We start from the raw sequence: 24,336 nt of genomic DNA on the forward strand, positions 1-24,336 counted from the left end.
TACACTTGGTTACCGACAGGCGGGCCGCATGCCGCGGCCCCGGATACCGCAGGGGTTTCAACAATGACAACAACATGGAGCCGCGCGGCCTGGGCCGCGCTGGGTCTTGCATGGGCGTGTACGGCGGCAGCGCAGCCGGTCTACAAATGGGTGGACGCGGAGGGGCGCACGCATTACGGATCGCAGCTGCCCACCGACCAGGCTGATGCCGGCCAGATCAAGGTGTCGCCCAATGGCAGCTCGGGCGCAGGCTCGGGCCGGTTTGGCGAAGAGCGCAATCCCGACGGCACGAAGAAGCTGCCCAAGCAGGTGCGCGAGCTGGCGGACGGCGTGGCCAAGGGCCTGAGCAAGGTCGACTCCAAGGAGGTGCCGCTGAACTGCGCCGCCGCCGTGGACAACATCCGCAGCCAGGTGGACACCATGGTCGAGAACGGGCAGAAGAACGTCAAGGGCGGCTACATCACCCAGGCGCAGTTCGATGCAACTGCGGGCAAGTTCCGCGAGGCGCGCACCCATGCCACGGTGGCCGACTGCCAGGCCGCCACGGGCCGCTCCAAGGCCATGTACCAGTGCATGTCCAGCAGCTACAACCACCTGATCGGTTGTGCCGAGAAGCACAAGCCCTGAAGCGATCCGATCCCTCAGGTCTGCGCCCACATGCGCAGCAGGTTGTGATAGTGGCCCGCGAGGCTGAGGGTTTCATCGGTCTCGCCCAGTTTTTCGCGCAGGCGCTGGATGGTCTGGTCCATCTCGAACAGCATGGCCCGGCGTGTGTCGTCACGCACCATGCTTTGCGCCCAGAAGAAGGCGCATACGCGCTCGCCCCGGGTGACGGGCTCCACGCGGTGCAGGCTGGTGGAGGGATAGAGGATCAGGTCGCCGGCCGGCAGCTTGACCTCGTGCGTGCCGTAGGTGTCCACCACGACCAGCTCGCCGCCGTCGTAGTCCTCGGGATCGCAGAGGAAGAGGGTGCAGGACACATCGGTGCGCATCCACTGCTGCGCGCCTGGCAGGCGCCGCGCCGCACCGTCCACGTGCAGGCCATAGGTTTCACTGTCCGCATAGCGGTTGAACAGCGGCGACATGGTGCGCGCGGGCAAGGCGGCACTGAAGTACAGCGCATTGGCCGCCAGCGCCTGCTCGATGATGCGGCCCTGCTCCAGTGCCACGGGCAAGTCTTCGGGCAACTGGCGGTTGCGCTTGACCCGGGCGCCCTGGCTGCCTGCCGTGGCACGGCCATCCACCCAGTCGGCGGCATCGATGGCCGAGCGGATGGCGGCAACCTGCTCGCGCGTGAGCACATGGGGAATGTGCAGCATCATGGTGTATGTCCTTGCATCGGGAAGCCCCGGCGGGGAGAGGGGCTGACGGGGGCGATGGCCGGGTGCCCGGCCCTTGCATTCAGAACTTCAGCGTCGCGACCAGTCTGGCCGAGCGTGCCGTACCCGGGATGTAGCGCGCGCCGCCGTTGTTGAGGCTGGCCACGTATTTCTTGTCGGCCAGGTTGTAGATATTGAGCTGAAGGCGCAGGTTCTTGCTGACCTCGTAGGCCATGAAGGCGTCATACACCCAGTAGGCCTGGGCGCTGGGCATATTGGTGGTGGCCTGCACGGCGGAGTTGCTGACCAGGCGTGCCATCCTGTCCATGTAGCGGGCTCCTCCGCCCAGGGTCAGTCCGTTGCCGAAGCGGTAGGTGCTCCAGCTGGTGAAGCTCAGCCTGGGCGACCAGTTCAGGTGCGCGCCGGTCTGGGAGGACGTGCCCTGCGCTATGTTGGTGTTCATGCGCGCCAGGCCGGCCGTGATGTTCCAGGCCGGTGTCATCTGGCCGACGGCGCCCAGCTCAATGCCCTTGACCTGCTTCTTGCCGTACTGGGTGACCACGCCGGTGACGCTGTCCCGGGTGCCCAGGTCATTGCGCACCGTGGTCTGGAACAGCGCGGCCGTCAGCAGCAGTCGCCTGTCCAGGATGTCCCACTTGGTGCCCATTTCCAGGTTGGTGGCCTTGGAGGGGTCCATGGCGGAGTGGTTGATGTTGCCCTCGGTGGCGCTGAGCGCGAAGTTGCTGCCGCCCGGCGGCTGCTGCGACGTCGAAATGCCGGCGTAGATGCTGCCGTACTCCACGGGCTTGAAGACCAGTCCCAGCTTGGCACTGAGCAGGCTGCCGCTGCTGCCCAACTGGGTGGTGGTCTGCGCACCCGTGCTGGCATTGGGCGCCGTGGTGTTGTCATTGGCGCTGCGGTAGCGGTCCCAGCGCAGGCCACCGTTGAGCTGCCACTGCGGGCTGAACTCGATGCTGTCGAAGGCGTACAGCGCAAGGGTCTTGGTATCGCCTTCGTTGAGCTGGCCGGTATAGCGGATGTCCTGGCCCGTGATCGCATCGCTGACGCTGGGATCGTATAGATTGGCGGGCGCCATGGCGCCTGCGCCCGTGCGCCCCCGGGAGGTCTGCTTCTCGTAGATCAGCTCCAGGCCCGCGCTCAGCGCATGCTGCAGCCCGCCGCTCCTGAAGTTCGATGAAAGGCTGGTCTGGTTGGTGAACAACTGGTTGGATTGCCAGCGCAACTGGCGCGAGCGTGAGGCGGTCCAGGTGGCGGGGTCCGGGCGACCCACGGCGCTCGCGCCGCTTCCGTCGCTGACGATGCCCGAGGTGCCCGTGAGCAGCTGGTCGATCTTGCTGCGCCCCACGCGCGTGATGTTGCGCACCGTGGTGCCGGCCGACAGGTCGTGCTCGAAGCGCACGGTTGCCTGGTTCAGCTCGGTCTTGCTGAAGTCGCCCAGGCTGCCGTAGAAGTTGGACGGGTCCACGGGGCGGACGTCCCCGAGGCCCAGTGCGGACAGTGCGCCGTTGTAGAAGCCCGGCAGTCCCACGGTGGGCACGCCGCCATCGGGCCGGTTGTCGTATTGCAGCAGTTGCATGTCGGCAAGCAAGCGTGTGGGCGTGCCCAGACCCAGGGCCAGCGATGGCGCCATGCCCATGCCCTGGTTGCGCACGAAGTCGCGGCCTGCGACACCACTGCTCTGGACCATGGCGTTCAGACGCAGGGCGGCGGTGTCGCCGAGCTGCCGGTTCAGGTCTGCAGTGGTGCGGTTGGTGTCGGCGGTGCCGGTGCCAAGGCGTATCTGCGACAGATCGCCCAGCATCGGCAGCTTGGTGCGCATGTTGATGCTGCCGGAAGGCGCGCCGCGCCCGTACTCGGAACCCGAGGCGCCCTTGACGATCTCGATGTCCTCGATGTTGAAGGTGTCGCGCACCGAACTGCCCAGGTTGCGCACGCCGTCGATGAAGATGCTGCCCGTGGTGTCGAAGCCGCGCATGAAGATGTTGTCCTTGCTGTTGGAGTTGCCGCCTTCTCCCAGCAACAGGGTCACGCCGGGCGTGTTGCGCAAGGCTTCCTGCAAGGTGGTCGCTTCCTGTTCCTCCATGACTTCACGGCGTATCACCGACAGGGTCTGGGGCGTGTCCACCAGTGGGCGGGTGAACTTTGGGGATGCTGCCTTTTGCGCCTTGTAGCCGCCGTCATGGCGGTCGCGGACCTGGACTTCCCTGAGTGTCAGGTCCAGCGGAGCTGGCATGGTGGGCTGCGCCTGGATCTGCATCGGCAGGCTCAGTGCCATCAGCGTGGCGGCGATGCCCACGGCATGCGGCCGTGTCGCAGCCGCGCAGTGCTTGCGGCCGGTGATGTGATTGGTGTGGTGAGCCATGCCCGCCTCCCTCGCTGTGCAAGATTGAATGCTGGCTGGCGGGGGGGCGGCTGGACGCGGAGCGTCGCTTGGCAGACCTGGAGCTTGCTCCTGATCAGCGTGGGCGAGAAGCCTGCAGGGGTGGCCGTGGATGGCCGGATGCCTTTGCTGATACACAAATGCTAGTCATTGTGATTTGCAAAAACTATAGGAAAGGTCTTAATTTTCTTTTTGTCTATTGGGCGGTTGGGCGACATTCAGGCATTGAGGATCCATTCCTCCTCACGCCGCGCCGCGCCGGAATGCACGAGTGCGTCCACCAGCGCACGGCCCCAATCGTCAGGGGGCTGGTCAGAGAAATACCGCGCATGCAGCATGCCGAAGTAGGGCGTGGCGGCCAGCCAGGCCAGCAGATCGGTGGTGCGTATGCGCTGCCAGTCCAGCAGCCGGTACTTGAGCAGCACCTTGGCCGCGTAGAGCGCGTGGCGCTCGGGGGCGCGCACAAAGCCGTCCAGGCGGCGGCGCGCCGTGTCCAGCGCGGCGGCCACGCCCGTGAAAACGCTGCCGTGGCCGGGGACGATGGTGAGCGGTGCCACGCCTTCGATCACGTCGAGCGTGGCGGCCACCTCGTCGAAGGCGCTCAGGCCCTCGATCTCGGGGAAGACCACGCCGAAGCCGTTTTCCCAGAGCGCGTCGGCCGAGATCAGGGTGCGGCTGGCGGGCTCGAACAGGATGATGGAGTGCGGATCGTGCCCGGGCGCGGCATGGATCTGCCAGTCGCGCCCCGACAGCCGCACGCTGGTGCCGGGCTGCAGCACGCCGGTCAGCGCAAATTGCGGGCATTCCTGGCCGGTGGGCGTGTAGCTCAGTGCAGCGGGGTTCCAGTCGCGCACGAAGGCGGCCTGGCCCGGTGCGGCGTAGGTTCTGGCCTGCGGCCAGTGCGCCTGCAAGGCAGCATTGCCGCCGCAGTGATCGCTGTGCAGATGGGTGTTGAGGATGCGTGCCAGCGGTTGGCCGGCCAGCGTCTGCTCGACCAGCAGCACGGTCTGCCCGGCATGGCTGACGTAGCCGGTATCGACCACGGCAGCGCCGTCGTCCTGCGGGTCGTCTACAGGGGCATCGGAATCGGCGGCGAAGACGATGTTGTTGGCCGACAGCCAGCCGCGCTCCAGCACGGTCATGCCGGGGGGCAGCGCGGCGCTGTCGCTGGTTGGGGCGGAGGTTGTCATGAGGAGGTGGGCGGTTTTGGCCCGAGGCTAACAGCCGCAGGCAGCCACGGCTGACGCGTGGGCTACAGCTGCGGCCGTGCGGGTTTCAGGCGGGATCGCGCAGGGCGCGCCTGAGGATCTTGCCTACGTTGGTCTTGGGCAGTTCGTCGCGGAACTCCACCGTGCGCGGGCGCTTGTAGCCGGTGAGCTGGTCATGGCAAAAGCGCATCACCTGATCCTCAGTCAGTGCCGGGTCGCTGCGCACCACGTAGACCTTGATGGCCTCGCCCTGGCGCTCGTCGGCCACGCCCACGGCTGCGCATTCGAGCACGCCGGGGCACATGGAGATCACGTTCTCCAGCTCGTTCGGATAGACGTTGAAGCCGCTGACCACCATCATGTCCTTCTTGCGGTCGATGATGCGGGTGAAGCCCTCCTGGTCCATCACGCCGATGTCGCCGGTGCGCATGTAGCCGTCGGCCGTGAAGGCCTTGGCGGTCTCGTCGGGCTGGTTGTAGTAGCCGCGCATGACGTTGGGGCCCTTGATGCACAGCTCGCCGGCCTCTCCCATGGGCAGGTCGCGGCCTTCGTCGTCCTTGATGGCGATAGAGATGCCCGGCAGCGGCAGGCCGATGGTGCCGCTGAAGGAGGTGGTGATGACGGGGTTGTTGGTGCCGATGGCGCAGGTCTCGCTCATGCCCCAGCCTTCGATCATCACGCTGCCCGTGACCTGTTGCCACTGGCGCGCCGTGCCCTCGCTGGCGGCCATGCCCCCGGCCTGCGACACGCGCAGTTGCGAGAAGTCCAGCTCGCGGAACTGGGCGTTGTTGAGCAGGGCGTTGAACAGGGTGTTGACGGCCGGCAGGATGTGGAAGGGCCGTTTTTGCAGCACCTTGACGAACTTGGGGATGTCGCGCGGATTGGGGATCAGGCTCAGGCTGGCGCCCATGCGCATGGCAAACAGGCTCACCGTGAGCGCGAAGATGTGATATAGCGGCAGCGCCGCGATGATGTGCGTGTCCTGGGCCTTCACGCGGCCATGCAGCGCGGGCGTGAACCAGGCATGGGCCTGCAGCGTGGCGGCCACGATGCAGCGGTGGGTGAGCACGGCGCCCTTGGACAGGCCCGTGGTGCCGCCCGTGTACTGCAGAAAGGCCACCGAATCCAGCCCCGCCTGGCTGGGCCGCAGCTCTTTCTGGGCGCCGCGCGCCAGCGCCTGGGAAAAGGTCGTGACCTCGCGCACTGTGCCGCCCGCCCCGTCCAGCGGCAGGCTGTAGGCCGGCACCATCTTGGCCAGGTGGCGCACGGCGAAGGTGATCCAGCTGCCGTACATGCCGCCCAGCAGATCGCCCATGGCCGTGACGCAGACATGGCGTATGGCGCTGCGCTCGATCACGTCGGCCAGGGTGTGGGCGAAGTTCTCCAGGATGATGATGGCCGTGGCGCCCGAGTCCTTGAGCTGGTGCTCCAGCTCGCGCGGGGTGTACAGCGGATTGACGTTGACGCAGGTGTAGCCGGCGCGCAGCACGGCCGCCATGCTCACGGCGAACTGCGGCACATTGGGCAGCATGATGGCCACGCGCGCATCGGGCTCCAGGCCCAGTCCCTGCAGCCAGGCGCCCAGGCGGGTGGACAGCTGGTCCAGCTCGCGGTAGCTCATCCAGCGGTCCATGCAGACCGAGAAGGGCAGGTCCGCATGCTGGGTGAAGGCCTCCTCCAGCAGGTGTGTGAGCGAGCGGTATTGCTCGGGATGCACCTCGTGAGGCACATCGGCGGGATAGTTCTTGAGCCAGGGCGCAGCGTCCATGCAGGGTACCTTGGGTTGCTGGGAAGACAGGGGGACAGCGAAGTTGCAGGCGCCGGTCGGCCGGCCACCGCTGCGGCCGATTCTGGTCAGGCGGGTGCTTTGCGGTCTACACGGGGTTGTCCTAGGGCTTGTGCTACGTTGGCTTCTTTTTTCATTGGGGACGGGCTGCCGTGAACGCACGCATTCTGCAAATGGTGGCGCTGGGCACGCTGGCGGGCGCCGCGGCCTGGCTGGCATGGTGGTGGCCGCGTTCACCCGGGCTGGCGCTGGCGGGGGCGCTGCTGGGCCTGTGCTGGCCGGGCCTGCACCTGGGCCTGCAGATGGTGTTGATGCGCCGCGTGGTGCGCAAGGCGGGCGCGCCCGTGCCGTCATGGCGCACGGTGGCGGCAGCCTGGTTGGCCGAGTGGCGGTTGGCCGTGCAGGTGTTTGGCTGGCGACTGCCGTTTCGCGCCCGTGCCGAGGCCGATGGCTGGCCTGAGGGCGGCACCACCGGCCAAGTGGGTGTGATGGGCCAGGTGGGCGTGGTGCTGGTCCACGGATTCTTCTGCAACCGCGCGGTCTGGGCGCCCTGGCTGCGGCGGCTCAAGAAAGGCGGCATTGCCTGCGCGGCCATGACGCTGGAGCCGGCGCATGGCGCATCCATCGACGCCATGGTGGCCGACCTTGACGCCTGCGCGCGCCGCATGACCCAGGCCACGGGGCGCGCTCCGCTGATCGTGGCGCACAGCATGGGCGGCCTGGTGGTGCGGGCCTGGCTGGGGCAACTGTCGGCGCAGGAGCGCCCGCAACTGGCGGCCCATGTGGTGACGCTGGCCACCCCGCACCGTGGCACCTGGATGGCGCGCTTCGCCCATGGCCTGCCGGCGCTGCAGATGCGCACGGACAGCCCCTGGTTGCAGCGCCTGGGGCCGCCGCCCTCGGACGTGCCCTTCAGCTGCTGGTGGAGCTGCTGCGACAACATCGTCTTTCCATTCCCCGTGGCCACGCTGCCGGGGCAGGATGCGCACCGCCTGGACGATGTGGCCCACGTGCAGCTGGTGTTCGACGAGCGCGTCTGGCGCTTTTGCCTGGCGCTGCGCGAGCGGCTTCAGGCTGCAGATTCCTGCAGCGCCGATTCCTACAGAGCGACCTCGCCCGGCAGCAGCGCATCTGCCGCGACGGTGGGCTGATCGCGCAGCTGGCGGTACAGCGGCTCGAAATCGGCGGCCGTGAGGTCGAACAGCTGCTGCAGGTCGTCGATCACGAAGTAGGTGTGCTGGTAGCTGTCGATCTTGTAGAGCGTGCGCATGGCGCGCTCCAGCGACAGCGGCAGGCGCTGCGGCTCGGGGCTGCGCACCGAGTAGTTGAGTTCGCCCGATGAACTGAGAATGCCCGCGCCATAGGCGCGCAGGCCGCCCTGCTCGCGGATCAGGCCGAATTCGATGGTGTACCAGTACAGGCGCGACAGCATCTCGCAGGCGCCCAGCTCGGCCGCCTTGAGCCCGCCCTGGCCGTAGGCCTGGATGTAGTCGGCGATGACGGGGTTGAACAGCAGCGGCACATGGCCGAAGAGGTCGTGGAAGACATCGGGCTCGACGATGTACTCGAACTCCTCGGGCTTGCGGATCCAGTCCGTGACCGGGAATTTGCGGTTGGCCAGCAGCGAGAAGAAGGGCACCTCGGGAATCAGCCCAGGCACGCCGACGATCTCCCAGCCCGTGGCGCGGCGCAGGCGCTCGTTGACTTCCTCGAAGCGCGGAATGCGGTCCTTGGCGCCCAGCGAGGGCAGGGCGTCGATGAAGTGCTGGCTTGCCAGGCCCGGCAGCAGGGCGGACTGGCGCTCGTACAGGCGCCGGTAGGTGTCGTGGTCGGCCTCGGTGTAGGCGTCGTAGTCCTGCGCGCAGGTGTAGTCGCCGCTGGCGCGGCTGTAGTCGCCGCGCGGGGGGCGGTCGGCTTGGCCGTAGACCACGGGTGCCACACCGGGGGCGTGGGCGGGGGCGTGGGACGAGGTGGGGGTCGCTGCGGTGCTCATCATGGTGCTCTCCAAGGATCTTGTCATTGCCGCCCCGGGCCGGGGGCAGGCAAGGCACCTGCGCGGCTCAGAGCTGGCGGATTCGGGCGGCCTGTACCAGCAGGCCGTATTTGCTGTGCTCGGAACGCACAAAGCGCGCGAACTCCTGCAGTTGCAGTTCTTCGGGCAGCACGCCCATGGCGGACAGGGTGTCCTGCACCGGGCGGCTGCGCATGGCCTGCGAGAACGCGGCGGCATGGCGCTGCGCCTGTTCCGCGGGCCAGCTGGCCGGCGCAAACAGGCCGAACCAGTTGGCCATGTTGAAGCCCTGCACCGTGTCGTTGAGGCTGGGTACCTCGGGCAGCAGGGGCGCGCGCTCCAGCGTGGTCACGGCCAGGGCCTGCAGCCGCCCTGCGCGGATATGCGGCAGCGAAGACGCCAGGCTGTCGAACAGCAGGTCGGCCGATCCGTCGAGCAGGGCCGACAGTGCCGGCTGCGTGCCGCCGAAGGGCAGGTGCAGCAGCGGCAGCCGCGTGAGCATCTGGTACATCTCGCCCGACAGGTGGCCGCTGCTGCCCGGCCCGCCCGAGGCATAGCGCAGCGGCTGGCGGTGCTTGGCAAGAAAGCGCTGCAGGTCCAGCGGCGTGCGTATGCGCCACTGGCGTGCCAGATCGCTGCGCATGACCAGCACATTGGGCATGCGCGCCACCAGCACCAGCGGCTGGAAGTCGCGCAGCGGGTCGTAGCCCAGCTGGGGCTGCAGCCAGGGCAGCACGGCATGGGTGGCGGCCGCGCCCATCAGCAGCAAGCGGTCCTGGGCGGTGGCCTGGGCCACCATGTTGGAGCCCTTGGCGCCGCCGTCGCCCGGCACATAGAGGATTTGGATGGCTCCCAGCTTCGCGGTGCTGGCCTCGACCAGCGGCCGTGCCGTGCGGTCCAGCGGGCCGCCGGCCGCGTAGGGAACGATCAGGGTCAGGGAGTCGGACTTCGCATCGCGCGTCTGGGCGGCGGAGGGCTGCTGGGCCTGCGCCGCCGCAGGCAGCCAGGGCAGGGCGGCCAGTGCTGCCAGCAGGCTGCGCCGCGCCAACCGGGCCGACGGCTGCGGGCCGGCTGGCGCAGGCGCTCGGGCATGGCGTGACATGGCGCGGTTGGCGTCGTGGCGGGGCGTCATGGCGTGAAGCGAAATGGAGGCGATCCCCGCAGTATAGGCAGCGTGGGCAGGCCGGAAGGCGTGGACGATGCATGTCCCGTTGGCGCTTGACTGTTTGCGCGCAGGCCTGGGCGGCAGCCTGGTTCAGCGGGGCATTCATGGGGATCTCCGGCCAGTTCAGTGCAGGACAGTCGGACGGGCGCCATGGCCGGCGCCTGCGTCTTCTCGATCGGTGCTGTCACTGTAGGCGGGAGGGGCTTCAGCTTTTTGCCGTTTGCCCGTGGAGGGAAAATGCGAAATGCATGAAAATTGCGGAATTCTTTCGTTTATCGCAATTTAACTGGTTAATTCGGGTTAACCCTGAAGAAATCCGTACTTATTTACGAGTCCACCGCCATGAGCGCCACGCACAACATCGACAAACTGGATCGGGCCATTTTGCGCCGCCTGCAGGCCAACGGCCGGGAAACCTATGACGTCATCGGGGAGCAGGTCGGCCTGTCTCCCAGCGCCGTGCTCCGCCGGGTCAAGCGCCTGGAAGACGGCGGTGTGATCGATCGCTACGTGGCCCTGGTCCAGCCCGAGACGGTGGGCCTGGGGCTGACCGCCTATCTCAACGTGCGCCTGGAAAAGTACACCGAGACCAGCAAGCGCAACCCCATGGACGTGTTCCGCGCCAGCGTGCAGACTTGGCCCGAGGTGGTGGAATGCGTGTCACTGACCGGCGAAATGGACTACCTGATGCGCGTGGTCGTGGCCGATATGCAGCACTACACGCGCTTCGTCATGGACACCTTGCTCAAGCACCCCAGCGTGCAGGACTGCAAGACCAGCTTCGTGATGGACCGGGTGAAGGTGACCACGGCGGTGCCTCTGTAGCCACGAAGGCTCGGACAGGGGCCTGGCCGTCGAGAGGTGTAGGGAGGGAAAATTGGTTTGCATGCCAAAACCTTACGGTTTTGTTGCATTGCAATATCTCCGTTGCTCGACATCGGGTTTTTACCTATATTTGAGCCATGAATGCATCCAAAGACTGGTTGAAGGCGTCCTGGCAGGCCGGCCGGGACATGTTGCGTGCGAGCGCAGGCCAGCCGCACCGTCCCGATGGGCGCTCCGCGTCCATGGTGCCCATTCGCTCGCTGGGCCCGTCTCACCGCGAGCGCGTGGTGGCGCATTTGCTCAAGCTCGATGAAGGCGACCGCTACCTGCGCTTCGGCTATGCCGCCAGCGACGAGCAGGTCCGCCGCTATGCCATGCAGCTCGACTTCGAGCGCGATGACATCTTCGGCATCTACAACCGCCGTCTCGAACTGATCGCCATGGCGCACCTGGCCTTTGCCTCGCATCCCGAGCACAAGAGCTGCGCCGAATTCGGCGTCTCCGTGCTCAAGCAGGCACGTGGCCGTGGCTATGGCGGGCGCCTGTTCAACCGCGCCGTGATCCATGCACGCACCAAGGGCGTGTCCATGATGTTCATCCACGCGCTGTCGGAGAACACGGCCATGCTCAGGATTGCGCGCAAGGCCGGCGCCACCATCGAGCGCGATGGTTCCGAATCCGAGGCCTACCTGCAACTGCCGCCCGCGGGCATCGACACGCACATGGCGTCTCTGATGACCGAGCACATCGGCGAGGTGGACTACCAGTTCAAGAAGCAGGCCAAGCAGTTCTGGGATTTCCTGGCCGACGTGCAGGAAATCCGCCGTGGCGTGCAGGATGGCCGCCACCAGGCCGGCGAATAAGCGCAAAACGCCGCAAGGGGATTTGGCGCAGCGCATGCAGGGGTGACGGAGCAATCCGCTATCCTTGCAGCTTGTTTCACTACCGCACGTCCTGCACTCCAAGACAGTGTCCGACCCCCATCCTGCGCGCTCTTCCGAGAAGGAAAGCAAGCGAAGCTTCCTGCAAAAGGTGGCCGAGTTCATTCACCCGGCCCCCGACTCTCCCGACGAGCTGATCGAGACCCTGGCCGACGCCGAGGACAATCAGGTCATCGGCCCCGAGTCGCGCGTCATGCTCGAACGCGTGATCCGCATGGCCGACATGACGGCCGGCGACGTCATGGTCGCAGCCCCTCGCATGGACCTGGTCAACATCGACGCGCCGTTCGATGAATTGCTGCACCAGGTCATTACCACGGCCCATTCGCGCTTTCCGGTCTACCAGGGCGAGCGCGAGAACATCATCGGCATCCTGCTGGCCAAGGATCTGCTCAAGCTGCAGCGTTCGCCGGACCTGAACATCCGCGCCCTGCTGCGCCCCGCCGCCTTCGTGCCGGAGAGCAAGGGCCTGAACGATCTGCTGCGCGAATTCCGGGGCAACCGCAACCACCTCGCCGTGGTCATCGACGAGTTCGGCCGCGTGGCGGGCCTGGTGACCATCGAGGACGTGCTGGAGGAAATCGTCGGCGAGATCGAGGACGAGTTCGACATTCCCGAGGACGAGGGCGACATCTTCGCCCTGGCCGACAACAGCTACCGCGTGGCGGGCGACACCACCATCGAGCATGTGAACGAGACCTTCGAGGTCGCCCTGCATGCCCGCGATCCCGACGATGAGTTCGACACCATCGGCGGCCTGATCGCCCACGAAATGGGCCATGTGCCCAAGCGCGGCGAGCAGATCCATCTGGCGGGCCTGGAATTCACCGTGCTGCACACCAAGGGCGGCGCCGTGCGCTGGTTCAAGGTGGTGCGTGATCCCGCTGCCGACAGCCTGCTGCGCAGCTGAGCGCTGCGCCTGAACCTGCCCTTGGCTGGACCTCTCTCACCCGAGACCTACCTCTTTTTGCGCACAACCGGCCGATGCCCCTGTCCAGTTCTTCCGCTTTCTCGCAAGACGGCCGGCGCATGGGCCGGTTCGCCCATGGCGTGCTGCTGCTTGTCGCGGGTGCGGCACAGGCCCTGTCGCTGGCCTGGCCCTGGGCGCGCGGGCAAGGTGACGGGCCGCTGAGCCTCATCGGCGGCTATGGCCGCCCGCTGTGGTGGCTGCAAATTCTGTCGCTGGCCGTGCTGGCGCGCGCCCTGCAGACGGCGCAGCGTCCGGCCCAGGCGGCAGGGCGTGCCATGCTGTTCGCCACGGCCTGGCTGGTGGCCACCTTCTGGTGGCTGTTCATCTCCATGCATGTCTATGGCGGCCTGCCTGCGCCGCTGGCCGTTGCCGCCGTGCTGGCGCTTGCGGCGTTTCTGGGCAGCTACTACGCGGTGGCCGCCTGGGGCTGGCAAAGGCTGCGCCCTGCTGGTGCGGCGGGTGGCGCACTGCTGTTTTCCGCCGTCTGGCTGCTGGCCGAGCTGGCGCGTGGCTGGCTGTGGACCGGCTTTCCCTGGGGCGCGGGCGGTTATGCCCATGTGGAAGGCCCCTTGTCCGTGCTGCCGCGCTGGATTGGCGTCTATGGCACGGGCGCCGTGGCGGCCTGGCTGGCATATGGGCTGGCTGCCTTGCTGGACAGACAGCGTCTCCGGCCCGTCCGCCTGGTGGCCACTGCAGCGGCGCTGGTCCTGGCCTGGGGCGGGCTGTGGTGGCTTCGCGATGCCGCCATCAATGCACCGTCGGCCGAACGGCCGGCGCTGAGCGTGGCCTTGCTGCAGGGCAATATCCCGCAGGATGAGAAATTCGAGGCCGGCAGCGGCATTCCGCTGGCGCTGGGCTGGTACGGGCGCGAGCTGCGCGCGGCCACCGCGCAACTGGTCGTGGCGCCTGAGACGGCCGTTCCCCTGCTGCCCCAGCAACTGCCCGAGGAATACCTGGACCTGCTGCGCGAACCGTATCTGAAGAAGGACGGCCGGCAGGCTGCGCTGCTGGGCATCCCCCTGGGGTCGGAAGAGGCCGGCTACACGAACTCGGTCGTGGGCTGGCAGCCCGGCCAGATCCAGGACTACCAATACGACAAGCACCATCTGGTGCCCTTCGGGGAGTTCATCCCGCCGCTGTTCCGCTGGTTCACGCAGATGATGAACATACCGCTGGGCGACTTCAACCGCGGCGCGCTGGGCCAGCCCTCCATGGCCTGGGCCGGCGAGCGCCTGTCGCCTAACATCTGCTACGAGGATTTGTTTGGCGAGGAGCTGGGTGCGCATTTCGGCAACGCGGCGACGGCGCCGACGGTGCTGGTGAATTTCAGCAACATCGGATGGTTTGGCGACAGCGTGGCCATCGACCAGCATCTGGCCATCAGCCGCATGCGCGCGCTGGAATTCGAGCGCCCCATGCTGCGCGCCACCAACACCGGCGCCACGGTTGCCATCGACCACCGGGGTGTGGTCACGCAGGCGCTGGTGCCTTACGAGCGCGCCGTGCTGCAGGCCAGCGTGCAGGGGCGCGAGGCCTTGACGCCATTCGCACGCTGGGTACACGCGGCAGGTCTGGTGCCGCTGTGCCTGGCTGCCTTGGCGGTGCTGGCGGTGGCGTGGATCAGGCGCCGCAAGCGGCCGGTCCAGGGCCTGTAGCCAAGGCCCGCGACCTGGGTCGGCGTGGCTTTTGTGGCAGAGTTTTGATGCGGCCTCGGGGTTTTGTTGCAGTCTGGCAACGTTCAACCCCGATAATGCGCGGCTGCATGGTCCGCTGCGGGCCGCACCCATTCAGAGATAGAGGTGGCGTCAGTGCCGCCGTGGAGCAAGTTAGACAATGGCCGATTCTTTTTCGTATGAGCAACTGATCGCTTCGGGCGAAGGCAAGCTGTTTTCCGCAGACAGCGGACGTCTTCCCCTGCCTCCCATGTTGATGTTCGACCGCATCACGCACATCGACACCGATGGTGGCGCCCACGGCCTGGGCAAGATCGTCGCCGAACTCGACATCAAGCCTGATCTCTGGTTCTTCGATTGCCATTTCCGGGGCGATCCCGTCATGCCCGGCTGCCTGGGCCTGGACGCCATGTGGCAGTTGATCGGCTTTTACCTGACCTGGCTGCGCCTTCCCGGCCGCGGCCGCGCCCTGGGCGCCGGCGAGGTCAAGTTCACGGGCGAAGTGGGTCCTGACGTCAAGCTGGTGACCTACGAAATCAACATCAAGCGCGTGATCAAGCGCAAGCTCAACATGGCCATCGGCGATGCACGCCTGCTGGCCGATGGCAAGGAAATCTACGTGGCCAATGACCTGCGCGTGGGTCTGTTCCTGCGCGAGGGTGAAGGCCAGGGAACGGCAGCATGACCAAACGTCGCGTAGTCATCACCGGCGCGGGCATTGTCTCGTGCATCGGCAACGACCTCGATACCGTGGAGACCTCGCTGCGCGAGGGCCGCACGGGCATCAAGGCCATGCCGAAGTTCACCGAACTGGGCATGCGCAGCCAGGTGGCCGGTGTGCCGGAGATCGACGTCGAGGCACGGATCGATCGCAAGCAGCTGCGCTTCATGGGCGATGCGGCAGCCTATGCGCAGATCGCGCTGGAAGATGCCATCGCCCAGGCCGGCCTCACGCCCGAGCAGGTCAGCCATCCGCGCACGGGCCTGATCATGGGCTCGGGCGGCGGCTCGCCGGCCAACCAGATCGAGGCGGCTGACACATTGCGCGAGAAGGGCATTCGCCGCGTCGGTCCCTACCAGGTCACGCGCTGCATGAGCTCCACGGTGTCGGCCTGCCTGGCGACCAATTTCAAGGTCAAGGGCATCAACTACTCCATCACCTCGGCCTGCTCCACCTCGGCGCACTGCATCGGTGCTGCGGCACAGCAGATTGCCTGGGGCATGCAGGACGTTATGTTTGCCGGTGGCGGCGAAGAGCTGTCCTGGGGCATGGCCCTGCTGTTCGACGGCATGGGCGCCATGTCCAGCAAGCACAACGACCAGCCCGAAAAGGCTTCGCGCGCCTATGATGCCAACCGCGACGGTTTCGTGATCGCAGGCGGCGGCGGTGCCGTGGTGCTGGAAAGCCTGGAGCACGCCCAGGCCCGGGGTGCGAACATCCTGGCCGAAGTCGTGGGCTTTGGCGCCACCAGCGATGGCGAGGACATGGTCGCGCCCTCGGGCGACGGAGCCATCGCCTGCATGCAGCAGGCCCTTGAAGGCATCGAAGGCGGCGTGGACTACATCAACACCCACGGCACCTCCACGCCTGTGGGCGACATGCAGGAAGTGCGCGCCATGCGCGCGCTGTTCGGCGACCAGGTGCCGCCGTTCTCCTCCACCAAGTCGCTGACCGGCCACTCGCTGGGCGCGACGGGCGTGCAGGAAGCCATCTACTGCATGATCATGATGAACAAGGGCTTCATCGCAGGCTCGGTCAACGTGGACACGCCCGATCCGGCACTGGGCGACATGCCCCTGGTCACCCGCACGCGCGATGCCCGACTGAACACCGTGCTGTCCAACAGCTTCGGCTTTGGCGGCACGAACGCCTCGCTGGTGCTGCGCCGCTGGCAGGGCCAGTGAACACGCCCTGGTGTGTAAAAGGCGTGTCCTGAAGGAAAAAGCCCGCCTCCTGCGGGCTTTTTGCTGGCGAGCGCCGACAATGCGCAGGCCGGGCGGGAGGCTGCACCCCATGCTGCTGCCGGATCCCCGCCCCAAGAACAATGAAATTTTGCAAGGTTGAACCATGATTCTTGTCACAGGCGGCGCCGGCTTCATCGGCGCCAATTTCGTGCTGGACTGGCTGGCTGCCGGCGATGAGCCGGTGCTCAACGTGGACAAGCTCACCTACGCCGGCAACCTCAAAAGCCTGGAGAGCCTGCAAGGCGATGCGCGCCATGTGTTCGTGCAGGCCGACATCGGCGACGGCCAGACCCTGGCCCGTCTGCTGGCCGAGCACAGGCCGCGCGCCGTGGTCAACTTCGCGGCCGAGAGCCATGTGGACCGCTCCATCCATGGCCCCGAGGACTTCATCCAGACCAACGTGGTCGGCACCTTCCGCCTGCTCGAAGCCGTGCGTGGCTACTGGAGCGCGCTGGATGCCGAGGCCAGGACGGCCTTCCGTTTCCTGCATGTGTCCACTGACGAGGTCTACGGCAGCCTGGCGCCTGCGGCACCGGCCTTCACCGAAGACCACCTTTACGAGCCCAACAGCCCGTACTCGGCCAGCAAGGCCGCCAGCGACCATCTGGTGCGTGCCTGGCATCACACCTACGGCCTGCCCGTGCTGACCACCAACTGCAGCAACAACTACGGCCCGCTGCATTTCCCCGAGAAGCTGATCCCGCTGATGATCGTCAACGCCCTGGCCGGCAAGCCTTTGCCCATCTATGGCGACGGCATGCAGGTACGCGACTGGCTCTATGTGCGCGACCACTGCAGCGCCATCCGCCGCGTGCTGGAGGCCGGCAGGCTGGGCGACACCTACAACGTGGGCGGCTGGAACGAGAAGCCCAACGTCGAGATCGTGAACACCGTCTGCGCGCTGCTCGACGAGCTGCGCCCCAAGGCCGATGGCACCAGCTACAGCGCACAGATCACCTATGTGAAGGACCGCCCCGGTCATGACCGGCGCTATGCCATCGACGCGCGCAAGCTCGAGCGCGAACTGGGCTGGAAGCCCGCCGAGACCTTCGAGACCGGCATCCGCAAGACCGTGCAGTGGTACCTGGACAACCCCGAATGGGTGGCCGATGTGCAGTCCGGCGCCTACCGCGAATGGGTCAGCCGCCAGTACACCGACGGAGCCGGCGCATGAAGCTGCTGCTGCTGGGCCGCAATGGCCAGGTGGGCTGGGAGCTGCAGCGCAGCCTGGCGCCGCTGGGCGAACTGATTGCGCTGGACCGCCAGGGCGATGCCGGTGGCCAGGGCCTGTGCGGCGATCTCTCGCGCCTCGATGAACTTGCACGCACCGTGCGCGCTCTGCGCCCCGATGTCATCGTCAATGCCGCGGCCCACACGGCCGTGGACAAGGCCGAAAGCGAGCCTGACCAGGCGCGGCTGCTCAACGCGCTGGCACCCCAGGTGCTGGCGCGCGAGGCGGCGCAGATCGGTGCGCTGCTGGTGCACTACAGCACGGACTACGTCTTCGACGGCAGCGGCAGCGCCGCGCGCACGGAGACCGAGGCCACGGCGCCGCTGTCCGTCTATGGCAGCAGCAAGCTCGAAGGCGAGCAACTGATCCAGGCTTCGGGCTGCCGCCACCTGATCTTTCGCACCAGCTGGGTCTATGCGGCGCGCGGCGGCAACTTCGCCAAGACCATGCTGCGCCTGGCCCAGGAGCGTGAGGCACTGAGCGTGATCGACGACCAATGGGGGGCACCGACGGGCGCGGACCTCATCGCCGACGTCACGGCCCATGCCATTCGCCAGCTGCAGCGCCAACCCGGCGACCAGGGTCTGTATCACCTGGTGGCCGGTGGCGAGACCACCTGGCATGCCTATGCCAGCCACGTGATCGCCCGCGCCCGCGAACTCGCGCCCGACCGGCCCTGGAAGGTGCAGCGCATAGCTGCCGTGCCCACCAGCGCCTTTCCAACCCCGGCGCAGCGTCCGCACAATTCCCGGCTGAACACCCACCGGCTGCAGCAGACCTTCGGCCTGCGCCTGCCGCACTGGCAGGCCGGCGTGGACCGCATGCTGCAGGAAATCATCTGAGCGCGGCTGCGCGCTCCAGTAAGAACCCCAGGATTCAGGACATGAACCAGACACGCAAAGGCATCATCCTCGCGGGCGGCTCCGGCACCCGTCTGCACCCGGCCACGCTGGCCATCAGCAAGCAACTGCTGCCGGTCTACGACAAGCCGATGATCTACTACCCGCTGAGCGCCCTCATGCTCGCGGGCATCCGCGAGATCCTCGTGATCAGCACGCCGCAGGACACGCCGCGCTTCGAGCAGTTGCTGGGCGATGGTTCGCAGTGGGGCCTGAAGCTCGAATATGCAGTCCAGCCCAGCCCGGACGGCCTGGCACAGGCCTTTCTGATTGCCGAGGATTTCCTGGCAGGTGCACCCAGCGCCCTGGTGCTGGGCGACAACATCTACTACGGTCACGACTTTGCCAAGCTGCTCGAGCGTGCCGACCAGCGTAGCGAAGGCGCCACGGTGTTTGCCTACCACGTGCAGGATCCCGAGCGCTATGGCGTGGCCGAGTTCGATGCCCAGGGCAGGGTCCTTTCCCTGGAGGAAAAGCCCAAGCAGCCCAGGAGCAACTACGCGGTCACGGGCCTGTATTTCTACGACAGCCAGGTCGTTGAGCTGGCCAAGTCCATCAAGCCCTCGGCGCGCGGCGAGCTGGAAATCACCGACCTCAACCGCCTGTACCTGGACAAGGGCCAGCTCAATGTGGAGCTCATGGGCCGTGGCTATGCCTGGCTGGACACGGGCACGCATGACAGCCTGCTGGAAGCAGGGCAGTTCATTGCCACCCTGCAGCAGCGCCAGGGCCTGAAGGTGTCATGCCCCGAGGAGATCGCCTTCCGCCAGGGCTGGATAGATCGCGCCCAGCTCGAGACGCTGGGCCAGGCCCTGGCCAAGAATGGCTACGGCCAGTACCTGCTGCAGATCCTCAAGGAAAAGGCGCACGCATGAAGGCAACACCCCTGGCCATCCCCGAGGTGATGCTGATCGAGCCCAAGGTGTTTGGCGACGATCGCGGCTTTTTCCTCGAAAGCTTCAACCAGCAGGCCTTCAACCAGGCCACGGGCACGGACCACCAGTTCGTGCAGGACAACCACAGCCGCAGCAAGAAAGGCGTGCTGCGCGGCCTGCACTACCAGCTGCCGCCCCATGCCCAGGGCAAGCTCGTGCGCGTGGTGCGCGGGGCCGTGTTCGACGTGGCCGTGGACATCCGCAAGGGCTCGCCGACCTTCGGCCAATGGGTGGGAGCCGAACTGACGGAAGACAACCACCGCCAGCTGTGGGTGCCACCAGGCTTCGCCCACGGCTTCATGGTGCTCAGCGACAGCGCCGACTTCCTCTACAAGGCCACGGCCTTCTACGCGCCCCAGGCCGATCGCGGCATTGCCTGGGATGACCCTGCCATCGGCGTGCAATGGCCGCAACTGGATGTGGAGCTGTCGCTGTCGGACAAGGACCTCAAGCAGCCGCTGCTGGCGGATGCCGAGCTGGCCTGAGCCGGTTCACATCTGGTCCGGCAGCACCCCGCCCGGCACGGCTTCCTCCAGAAAGCCGGCGATCAGCCGGGTCTGGCGGCGTTCGCGCAGGCAGTACAGGTATTCGGGCAGGCACGGCACGGGGCCTGCGAAGGGCAGGACGACGATGTCGGGGTGGGCCGAGGCTTCATGCCGGGCGAAGACGCTGATGCCCATGCCGCGGATCACTGCCTCGCGGATGGCTTCGCGGCTGGCGATTTCCATGATGTGGCGCGGTGCCAGGCCGGCGGCGGCCAGCATCTGTTCGGTGAGCTGGCGCGTCATGGAGCCGCGCTCGCGCAGGATCAGCGTGTCGTGCACCAGATCGGACGCCTGCACCATGGTGCGCTGCGCCAGCCGGTGGCTGCGGTGCACCAGCAGGGCCAACGGGTCCTGGCCCAGCTCCACGCGCAGCAGGCGCGGATCGCTCTCCAGGTGTGACGAGGTCGCCAGGTCCACCTGGTAGTCCACCAGCGCCTGCACCATCTGGCGCGAGTTGCCGCCCACGATGGCCACTTCCACCCGCTCGAAGCGCCGCTGGTAGCGCTTGACGATGTCCAGCACGTAGTAGGGCGCCGTCGCGCCTATCCGCAGCTGGCCCTGGCTGGCATCGCCCGAATGGCGCAGCGCCGACTCCAGCTGGATGGTCTGAAGCAGCAATTGCTCGACCTGGGGCAGCAGGCGCAAGCCGGCATCGGTGATGGACAGCCGTCCGCCCTGGCGATGGAACAGCTCCACGCCGTAGTGCTCTTCCAGCGCGCGGATCTGGGTGGTCACGGTGGGCTGGCTCAGTGCGAGCTGGCGCGCGGCTTGCGTGATGCTGCCAAGGCGGGCGACCCAGAAAAAGGACTTGAGCTGCGTGACGAACATGGCGGGGTTGGAGGCAGGGGGGCGGCTCCATATTTCACCATGTCGCCGCAGCCTGAAGGCCTGCGGTGGCCGGGTATGTCCCGGGAAAAAACTCCTGCGCCCAAAGGCACACTTCTTGCATACCAGTTTGCGTGCCAGTTTGTGTGCCAGCTGATCATGGTTTTCGGCTGGTCTTGTGTCAGTGATTACTCGTGGTCAAGGAGCGCATCAATGGACATCCGCAACCCCTCGCCAGGTCTCTACAACGAAGATCTGGCGCCCACCAGGGACCGCCGCTGGGGCGCCTTCAGCATCTTCAACGTCTGGACTTCGGACGTGCACAGCCTCTGGGGCTACTACCTGGCGGCCAGCCTGTTTCTGCTGTGCGGCAGCTTCGTCAATTTTCTGATCGCCATCGGCATCAGTTCCCTGGTCATCTTTTTTCTGATGAACCTGGTGGGCTATGCGGGCGAGAAGACCGGCGTGCCCTATCCGGTGCTGGCGCGCGCCTCGTTCGGGGTCTGGGGCGCGAATCTGGCCGCGCTTGTGCGCGCCGTCGTGGCCTGCTTCTGGTACGGCGCGCAGACGGCGGCGGCCTCGGGCGCCATGGTGGCGCTGCTGGTGCGCAATGACGCCCTGCTGTCCTTCCACCAGACCACGCACTGGCTGGGCCATTCGGGGCTGGAGGTGATCTGCTACGTGGTCATCTGGGCCTTGCAGCTGCTAATCATCCAAAGGGGCATGGAGACCGTGCGGCGATTCCAGGACTGGGCCGGGCCTGCGGTGTGGATCGCCATGCTGGTGCTGGCCATCGGCCTGTGCGTGAAGGCCGGCGGCTTCAGCTTCGACCACGGCATTCCCATGGATGTGCTGCTGGACAAGACCAAGGATGCGGGGGTGAGCGGCGCGCCGGGCAGCTTCTGGGCGCTGATGGCCGTGGGCGCGACCTGGATCACCTACTTTGCGGCGCTGTACCTGAACTTCTGCGACTTCTCGCGCTATGCGAAGAACAAGGAGGCGGTCGCCAAGGGCAACCTCTGGGGCCTGCCCGTGAACCTGATCGCGTTCTCGCTGGTGGCCGGCATCACCACGATTGCGGCCTTCAAGGTCTATGGCGAGGTGCTGCTGCACCCCGAGCAGATCTCGGCCAAGTTCGACAGCTGGGTGCTGGCCCTGCTGGCCGCCGTCACCTTTGCCGTGGCCACGCTGGGCATCAACGTGGTGGCCAACTTCGTCTCGGCGGCGTTCGATATTTCCAACGTGTTTCCCAAGCGCATCGACTTCAAGCGCGGCGGATACATCGCCGCACTGATTGCCTTGGCTCTCTATCCCTTTGCACCATGGGAGGGCGGCGCTGCCCACTTCGTGAACGCCATCGGCGCCACCATGGGGCCGCTGCTGGGCATCATTCTGGTGGACTACTACCTGGTGGCCAAGGGCAACATCAACGTGGCCGCGCTGTATGACGAACATGGCGAATACCGCTACGAGGGCGGCTGGAACGTCAACGCGCTGATCGCCACCGGCATCGGCAGCGTGTTCTCCACCATCCTGCCCAACTTCACCAGCCTGCTGCCGGTCTGGTGGGGCACCTACGGCTGGTTCTTCGGCGTACTGATCGGCGGCAGCGTGTACTGGGTGATGGCCACGCTGCGCCCGCGCCGCATTCCGGCCGCGGCCTGAGGAGGCCGCCATGTCCGAGCCGCAGGATGCGCCGGCCACCGGGCCGGCCTTGATCGCCGAGCGTGTCATGCGCTCCATCGTCGAGCGCAAGCTGCGCCCTGGCGAACGCCTGGGCGAAAAGGAACTGGCCGAGGTCTTCGGCGTGAGCCGCACCATGGTGCGCGAGGCGCTGATGCAGCTGCAGGCGCGCGGCTTCGTCGAGGTGCGCTCGCGCCAGGGCTGGTACGTGGTCGAGCCCTCGTTCGAGGAAGCCCAGGAAACCTATGCCGCGCGCCGCGTGCTGGAGTCCGGCATGCTGCGCGACGCGGGCCGGCCGCTGCAGGCGGCCATACGCACGCTGCGCGAGCATGTGGCGCAGGAGCGCGGCGCCATCGCCGAGGCCGACAACGCCGGCCAGCGCAGCGTGCTGCTGGCCGACTTCCACGTCTGCCTGGCCGAGCAGATGGGCAACCGCTTTCTCACGGCCATGATGGCCGACCTGTCGGCGCGCACCACCCTGGTGTCTGCGCTGTACCAGTCGCAGACCGAGGCACAGCACTCCAATGCCGACCACGAGGCCATCGTCGATGCGCTGGCGGCCGGCGACATGGCGCGCGCCGAGCAACTGATGCGCGAGCACATCGACGCGCTGGCCGCGCGGCTGGATGAGAACCTTGCCCACCGCGCGCGCCTGCAGGACCGGCTGCTGGATGCGCTGCAGCCCCAGGCGGCCCAGGTGGCCCAGGCAACGCGCACAGGCAGGGGCAAGCCGCGCGGCTGACGAGACGGGGTGGGCGATGGGTGGGGCACCCAAATCCGCCAATACCCGCTTCGCCAAATTTCCGTTGTGTGACACGGGCGTTTCACCTGCGCTTCCTAAAGTGGGTGTCAGAGGTGGTGAACCTGCCACCTGTCCACGAACCCACAACGGAACTGCCACGCCATGCGCCACACCCTTGCCTCCCTGGGCCGCCGCCTCGCCATTGCCTCTGCGGCGCTGACCGTCGCCTCCTTCGCCACCCTTGTCCACGCGGCCAAGACAGAGCTGCTGGTCTACAGCGCGCTGGAGGCCGACCAGATCAAGGCCTACAAGAGCGGCTTCGAGAAGACCCATCCCGAGATCGAGCTCAAGTTCGTGCGTGACAGCACGGGCATCATCACGGCCCGCCTGCTGGCCGAAAAGGCCAATCCCCAGGCCGACGTGATCTGGGGCGTGGCCGCCACCTCGCTGATGCTGCTGGACAAGCAGGGCATGCTCCAGCCCTACGCGCCCAAGGGCCTGGACAAGGTGCGCGCCAACATGCGCGATCCGCGCGCCCAGCCGACCTGGGTGGGCATGGACCTGTGGTCCTCGGCCATCTGCTTCAACACCGTGGAGGCCGGCAAGCGCAAGCTGCCCGTGCCCGCCAGCTGGGCCGACCTGGTCAGGCCCGAGTTCAAGGGCACGATCACCATGCCCCACCCGGCCTCCAGCGGCACGGGCTACCTGATGGTCGCGGCCTGGCTGCAGATCATGGGCGAGGAAAAGGGCTGGGCCTACATGGACGGCCTGCACCAGAACATGGGCGTGTACACGCACAGCGGCTCCAAGCCCTGCCGCCAGGCGGGGGCCGGCGAGTTTCCCGTGGGCCTGAGCTTCGAGTACCGCGCCAGCAAGACCAAGAAGGACGGCGCGCCCATCGACATCGTCTTCCCGCAGGAAGGCCTGGGCTGGGACGTGGAGGCCACGGCCATCCTCAAGACCAGCAAAAAGCAGGAAGCCGCCAAGGCGCTGGCCGACTGGGCCGTCACGCCAGAGGCCAACAAGCTGTACGCCGCCAACTTCGCCGTGCTGGCCTTGCCCGAGGCGCAGGAGAAGCTGGAGTTCATTCCCGCCGATCTGGAAAAGCGGTTGGCGAAGAACGATTTCAACTGGGCCGCCGATAACCGCGACCGCATCCTGGCCGAGTGGAGCCGCCGCTACGAAGCCAAGGCAGAGAAAAAGTAAGCCGGA

The 24,336-nt window shown here is 66.8% G+C and carries 22 protein-coding genes; 15 read left to right on the forward strand and 7 right to left on the reverse strand.

Annotated features, from left to right (window positions below; translation table 11 throughout):
• Nucleotides 1-63: 63 nt before the first annotated feature.
• Nucleotides 64-627: a DUF4124 domain-containing protein gene (locus LGR64_RS24055; RefSeq protein ID WP_141830438.1), complete on the forward strand. Its 564-nt coding sequence runs from the start codon at nucleotides 64-66 to the stop codon at nucleotides 625-627.
• Nucleotides 628-641: 14 nt separating this feature from the next.
• Here LGR64_RS24055 and LGR64_RS24060 read toward each other — a convergent pair whose 3' ends face one another.
• From LGR64_RS24060 to LGR64_RS24075, 4 genes are all read right to left on the reverse strand, one after another.
• On the reverse strand, nucleotides 642-1,322 hold the full coding sequence (locus LGR64_RS24060; RefSeq protein WP_034390215.1) for a Fe2+-dependent dioxygenase: 681 nt from the start codon (nucleotides 1,320-1,322) through the stop codon (nucleotides 642-644).
• A gap of 79 nt (nucleotides 1,323-1,401) precedes the next feature.
• Nucleotides 1,402-3,702: a catecholate siderophore receptor Fiu gene (locus LGR64_RS24065; RefSeq protein ID WP_141830436.1), complete on the reverse strand. Its 2,301-nt coding sequence runs from the start codon at nucleotides 3,700-3,702 to the stop codon at nucleotides 1,402-1,404.
• Between the two features lie 236 nt (nucleotides 3,703-3,938).
• Nucleotides 3,939-4,910 carry an MBL fold metallo-hydrolase gene (locus LGR64_RS24070; protein ID WP_230357177.1) on the reverse strand — a complete coding sequence of 324 codons (972 nt, stop codon included), beginning with the start codon at nucleotides 4,908-4,910 and terminating at the stop codon, nucleotides 3,939-3,941.
• 85 nt (nucleotides 4,911-4,995) lie between these two features.
• Nucleotides 4,996-6,696 (reverse strand): AMP-binding protein, encoded by a 1,701-nt coding sequence (locus tag LGR64_RS24075; protein WP_034390222.1) that lies wholly within the window; start codon nucleotides 6,694-6,696, stop codon nucleotides 4,996-4,998.
• Nucleotides 6,697-6,866: 170 nt separating this feature from the next.
• Here LGR64_RS24075 and LGR64_RS24080 point away from each other — a divergent pair, with 170 nt between their 5' ends.
• Entirely contained in the window at nucleotides 6,867-7,865 is a 999-nt protein-coding gene (locus LGR64_RS24080) for an esterase/lipase family protein (RefSeq protein WP_141830432.1), read from the forward strand.
• Here LGR64_RS24080 and phhA read toward each other — a convergent pair.
• Both phhA and LGR64_RS24090 read right to left on the reverse strand, forming a co-directional pair.
• Nucleotides 7,814-8,710 (reverse strand): phenylalanine 4-monooxygenase, encoded by an 897-nt coding sequence (gene phhA, locus LGR64_RS24085; protein ID WP_141830430.1) that lies wholly within the window; start codon nucleotides 8,708-8,710, stop codon nucleotides 7,814-7,816. The genes LGR64_RS24080 and phhA overlap by 52 nt on opposite strands.
• A 64-nt stretch (nucleotides 8,711-8,774) precedes the next feature.
• Complete coding sequence (locus tag LGR64_RS24090; RefSeq protein WP_081816118.1) at nucleotides 8,775-9,857, reverse strand: Bug family tripartite tricarboxylate transporter substrate binding protein; 1,083 nt, start codon at nucleotides 9,855-9,857, stop codon at nucleotides 8,775-8,777.
• A 375-nt stretch (nucleotides 9,858-10,232) separates the two neighbouring features.
• Between LGR64_RS24090 and LGR64_RS24095 the strand changes: the two genes are divergently transcribed.
• The 10 genes from LGR64_RS24095 (at nucleotide 10,233) to rfbC (ending at nucleotide 19,814) form a co-directional block, all read left to right on the forward strand.
• The gene (locus LGR64_RS24095) at nucleotides 10,233-10,715 is read left to right on the forward strand and encodes an Lrp/AsnC family transcriptional regulator (RefSeq protein ID WP_012203199.1); all 483 of its coding nucleotides are present in this window, start codon (nucleotides 10,233-10,235) and stop codon (nucleotides 10,713-10,715) included.
• 137 nt (nucleotides 10,716-10,852) lie between these two features.
• The gene (locus LGR64_RS24100) at nucleotides 10,853-11,578 is read left to right on the forward strand and encodes a GNAT family N-acetyltransferase (RefSeq protein ID WP_141830428.1); all 726 of its coding nucleotides are present in this window, start codon (nucleotides 10,853-10,855) and stop codon (nucleotides 11,576-11,578) included.
• A gap of 106 nt (nucleotides 11,579-11,684) precedes the next feature.
• A complete protein-coding gene (locus LGR64_RS24105; RefSeq protein WP_013804259.1) occupies nucleotides 11,685-12,566 on the forward strand; it encodes an HlyC/CorC family transporter in 882 nt (293 codons plus the stop codon).
• Nucleotides 12,567-12,640: 74 nt separating this feature from the next.
• Entirely contained in the window at nucleotides 12,641-14,281 is a 1,641-nt protein-coding gene (gene lnt / locus LGR64_RS24110; RefSeq protein ID WP_141830426.1) for an apolipoprotein N-acyltransferase, read from the forward strand.
• A gap of 178 nt (nucleotides 14,282-14,459) precedes the next feature.
• The gene (gene fabA, locus LGR64_RS24115; protein WP_012203203.1) at nucleotides 14,460-14,984 is read left to right on the forward strand and encodes a bifunctional 3-hydroxydecanoyl-ACP dehydratase/trans-2-decenoyl-ACP isomerase; all 525 of its coding nucleotides are present in this window, start codon (nucleotides 14,460-14,462) and stop codon (nucleotides 14,982-14,984) included.
• Nucleotides 14,981-16,204 (forward strand): beta-ketoacyl-ACP synthase I, encoded by a 1,224-nt coding sequence (gene fabB, locus LGR64_RS24120; RefSeq protein ID WP_141830424.1) that lies wholly within the window; start codon nucleotides 14,981-14,983, stop codon nucleotides 16,202-16,204. Before fabA ends, fabB begins: the two co-directional genes overlap by 4 nt.
• 163 nt (nucleotides 16,205-16,367) lie before the next feature.
• Nucleotides 16,368-17,438 (forward strand): dTDP-glucose 4,6-dehydratase, encoded by a 1,071-nt coding sequence (gene rfbB / locus LGR64_RS24125; RefSeq protein ID WP_141830422.1) that lies wholly within the window; start codon nucleotides 16,368-16,370, stop codon nucleotides 17,436-17,438.
• Nucleotides 17,435-18,337: a dTDP-4-dehydrorhamnose reductase gene (gene rfbD / locus LGR64_RS24130; RefSeq protein WP_141830420.1), complete on the forward strand. Its 903-nt coding sequence runs from the start codon at nucleotides 17,435-17,437 to the stop codon at nucleotides 18,335-18,337. The genes rfbB and rfbD overlap by 4 nt, the downstream gene beginning before the upstream one ends.
• A 41-nt stretch (nucleotides 18,338-18,378) precedes the next feature.
• A complete protein-coding gene (gene rfbA, locus LGR64_RS24135) occupies nucleotides 18,379-19,269 on the forward strand; it encodes a glucose-1-phosphate thymidylyltransferase RfbA (RefSeq protein ID WP_096914981.1) in 891 nt (296 codons plus the stop codon).
• Entirely contained in the window at nucleotides 19,266-19,814 is a 549-nt protein-coding gene (gene rfbC / locus LGR64_RS24140; RefSeq protein ID WP_096914984.1) for a dTDP-4-dehydrorhamnose 3,5-epimerase, read from the forward strand. Before rfbA ends, rfbC begins: the two co-directional genes overlap by 4 nt.
• Nucleotides 19,815-19,820: 6 nt before the next feature.
• Here the strand turns inward: rfbC and LGR64_RS24145 are convergent, their stop codons facing one another.
• On the reverse strand, nucleotides 19,821-20,702 hold the full coding sequence (locus tag LGR64_RS24145) for a LysR substrate-binding domain-containing protein (protein WP_096914986.1): 882 nt from the start codon (nucleotides 20,700-20,702) through the stop codon (nucleotides 19,821-19,823).
• Between the two features lie 210 nt (nucleotides 20,703-20,912).
• Here LGR64_RS24145 and LGR64_RS24150 point away from each other — a divergent pair, with 210 nt between their 5' ends.
• From LGR64_RS24150 to LGR64_RS24160, 3 genes are all read left to right on the forward strand, one after another.
• Nucleotides 20,913-22,364 (forward strand): NCS1 family nucleobase:cation symporter-1, encoded by a 1,452-nt coding sequence (locus LGR64_RS24150; protein ID WP_065345363.1) that lies wholly within the window; start codon nucleotides 20,913-20,915, stop codon nucleotides 22,362-22,364.
• Between the two features lie 10 nt (nucleotides 22,365-22,374).
• Entirely contained in the window at nucleotides 22,375-23,124 is a 750-nt protein-coding gene (locus LGR64_RS24155; RefSeq protein WP_141830418.1) for a GntR family transcriptional regulator, read from the forward strand.
• Nucleotides 23,125-23,286: 162 nt separating this feature from the next.
• The gene (locus tag LGR64_RS24160; RefSeq protein WP_230357180.1) at nucleotides 23,287-24,330 is read left to right on the forward strand and encodes a putative 2-aminoethylphosphonate ABC transporter substrate-binding protein; all 1,044 of its coding nucleotides are present in this window, start codon (nucleotides 23,287-23,289) and stop codon (nucleotides 24,328-24,330) included.
• Nucleotides 24,331-24,336: the final 6 nt, after the last annotated feature.

Origin of the sequence: Delftia sp. Lp-1 (assembly GCF_020523835.1) — a bacterium.
In the GTDB taxonomy this organism is placed as follows: domain Bacteria; phylum Pseudomonadota; class Gammaproteobacteria; order Burkholderiales; family Burkholderiaceae_C; genus Comamonas; species Comamonas acidovorans.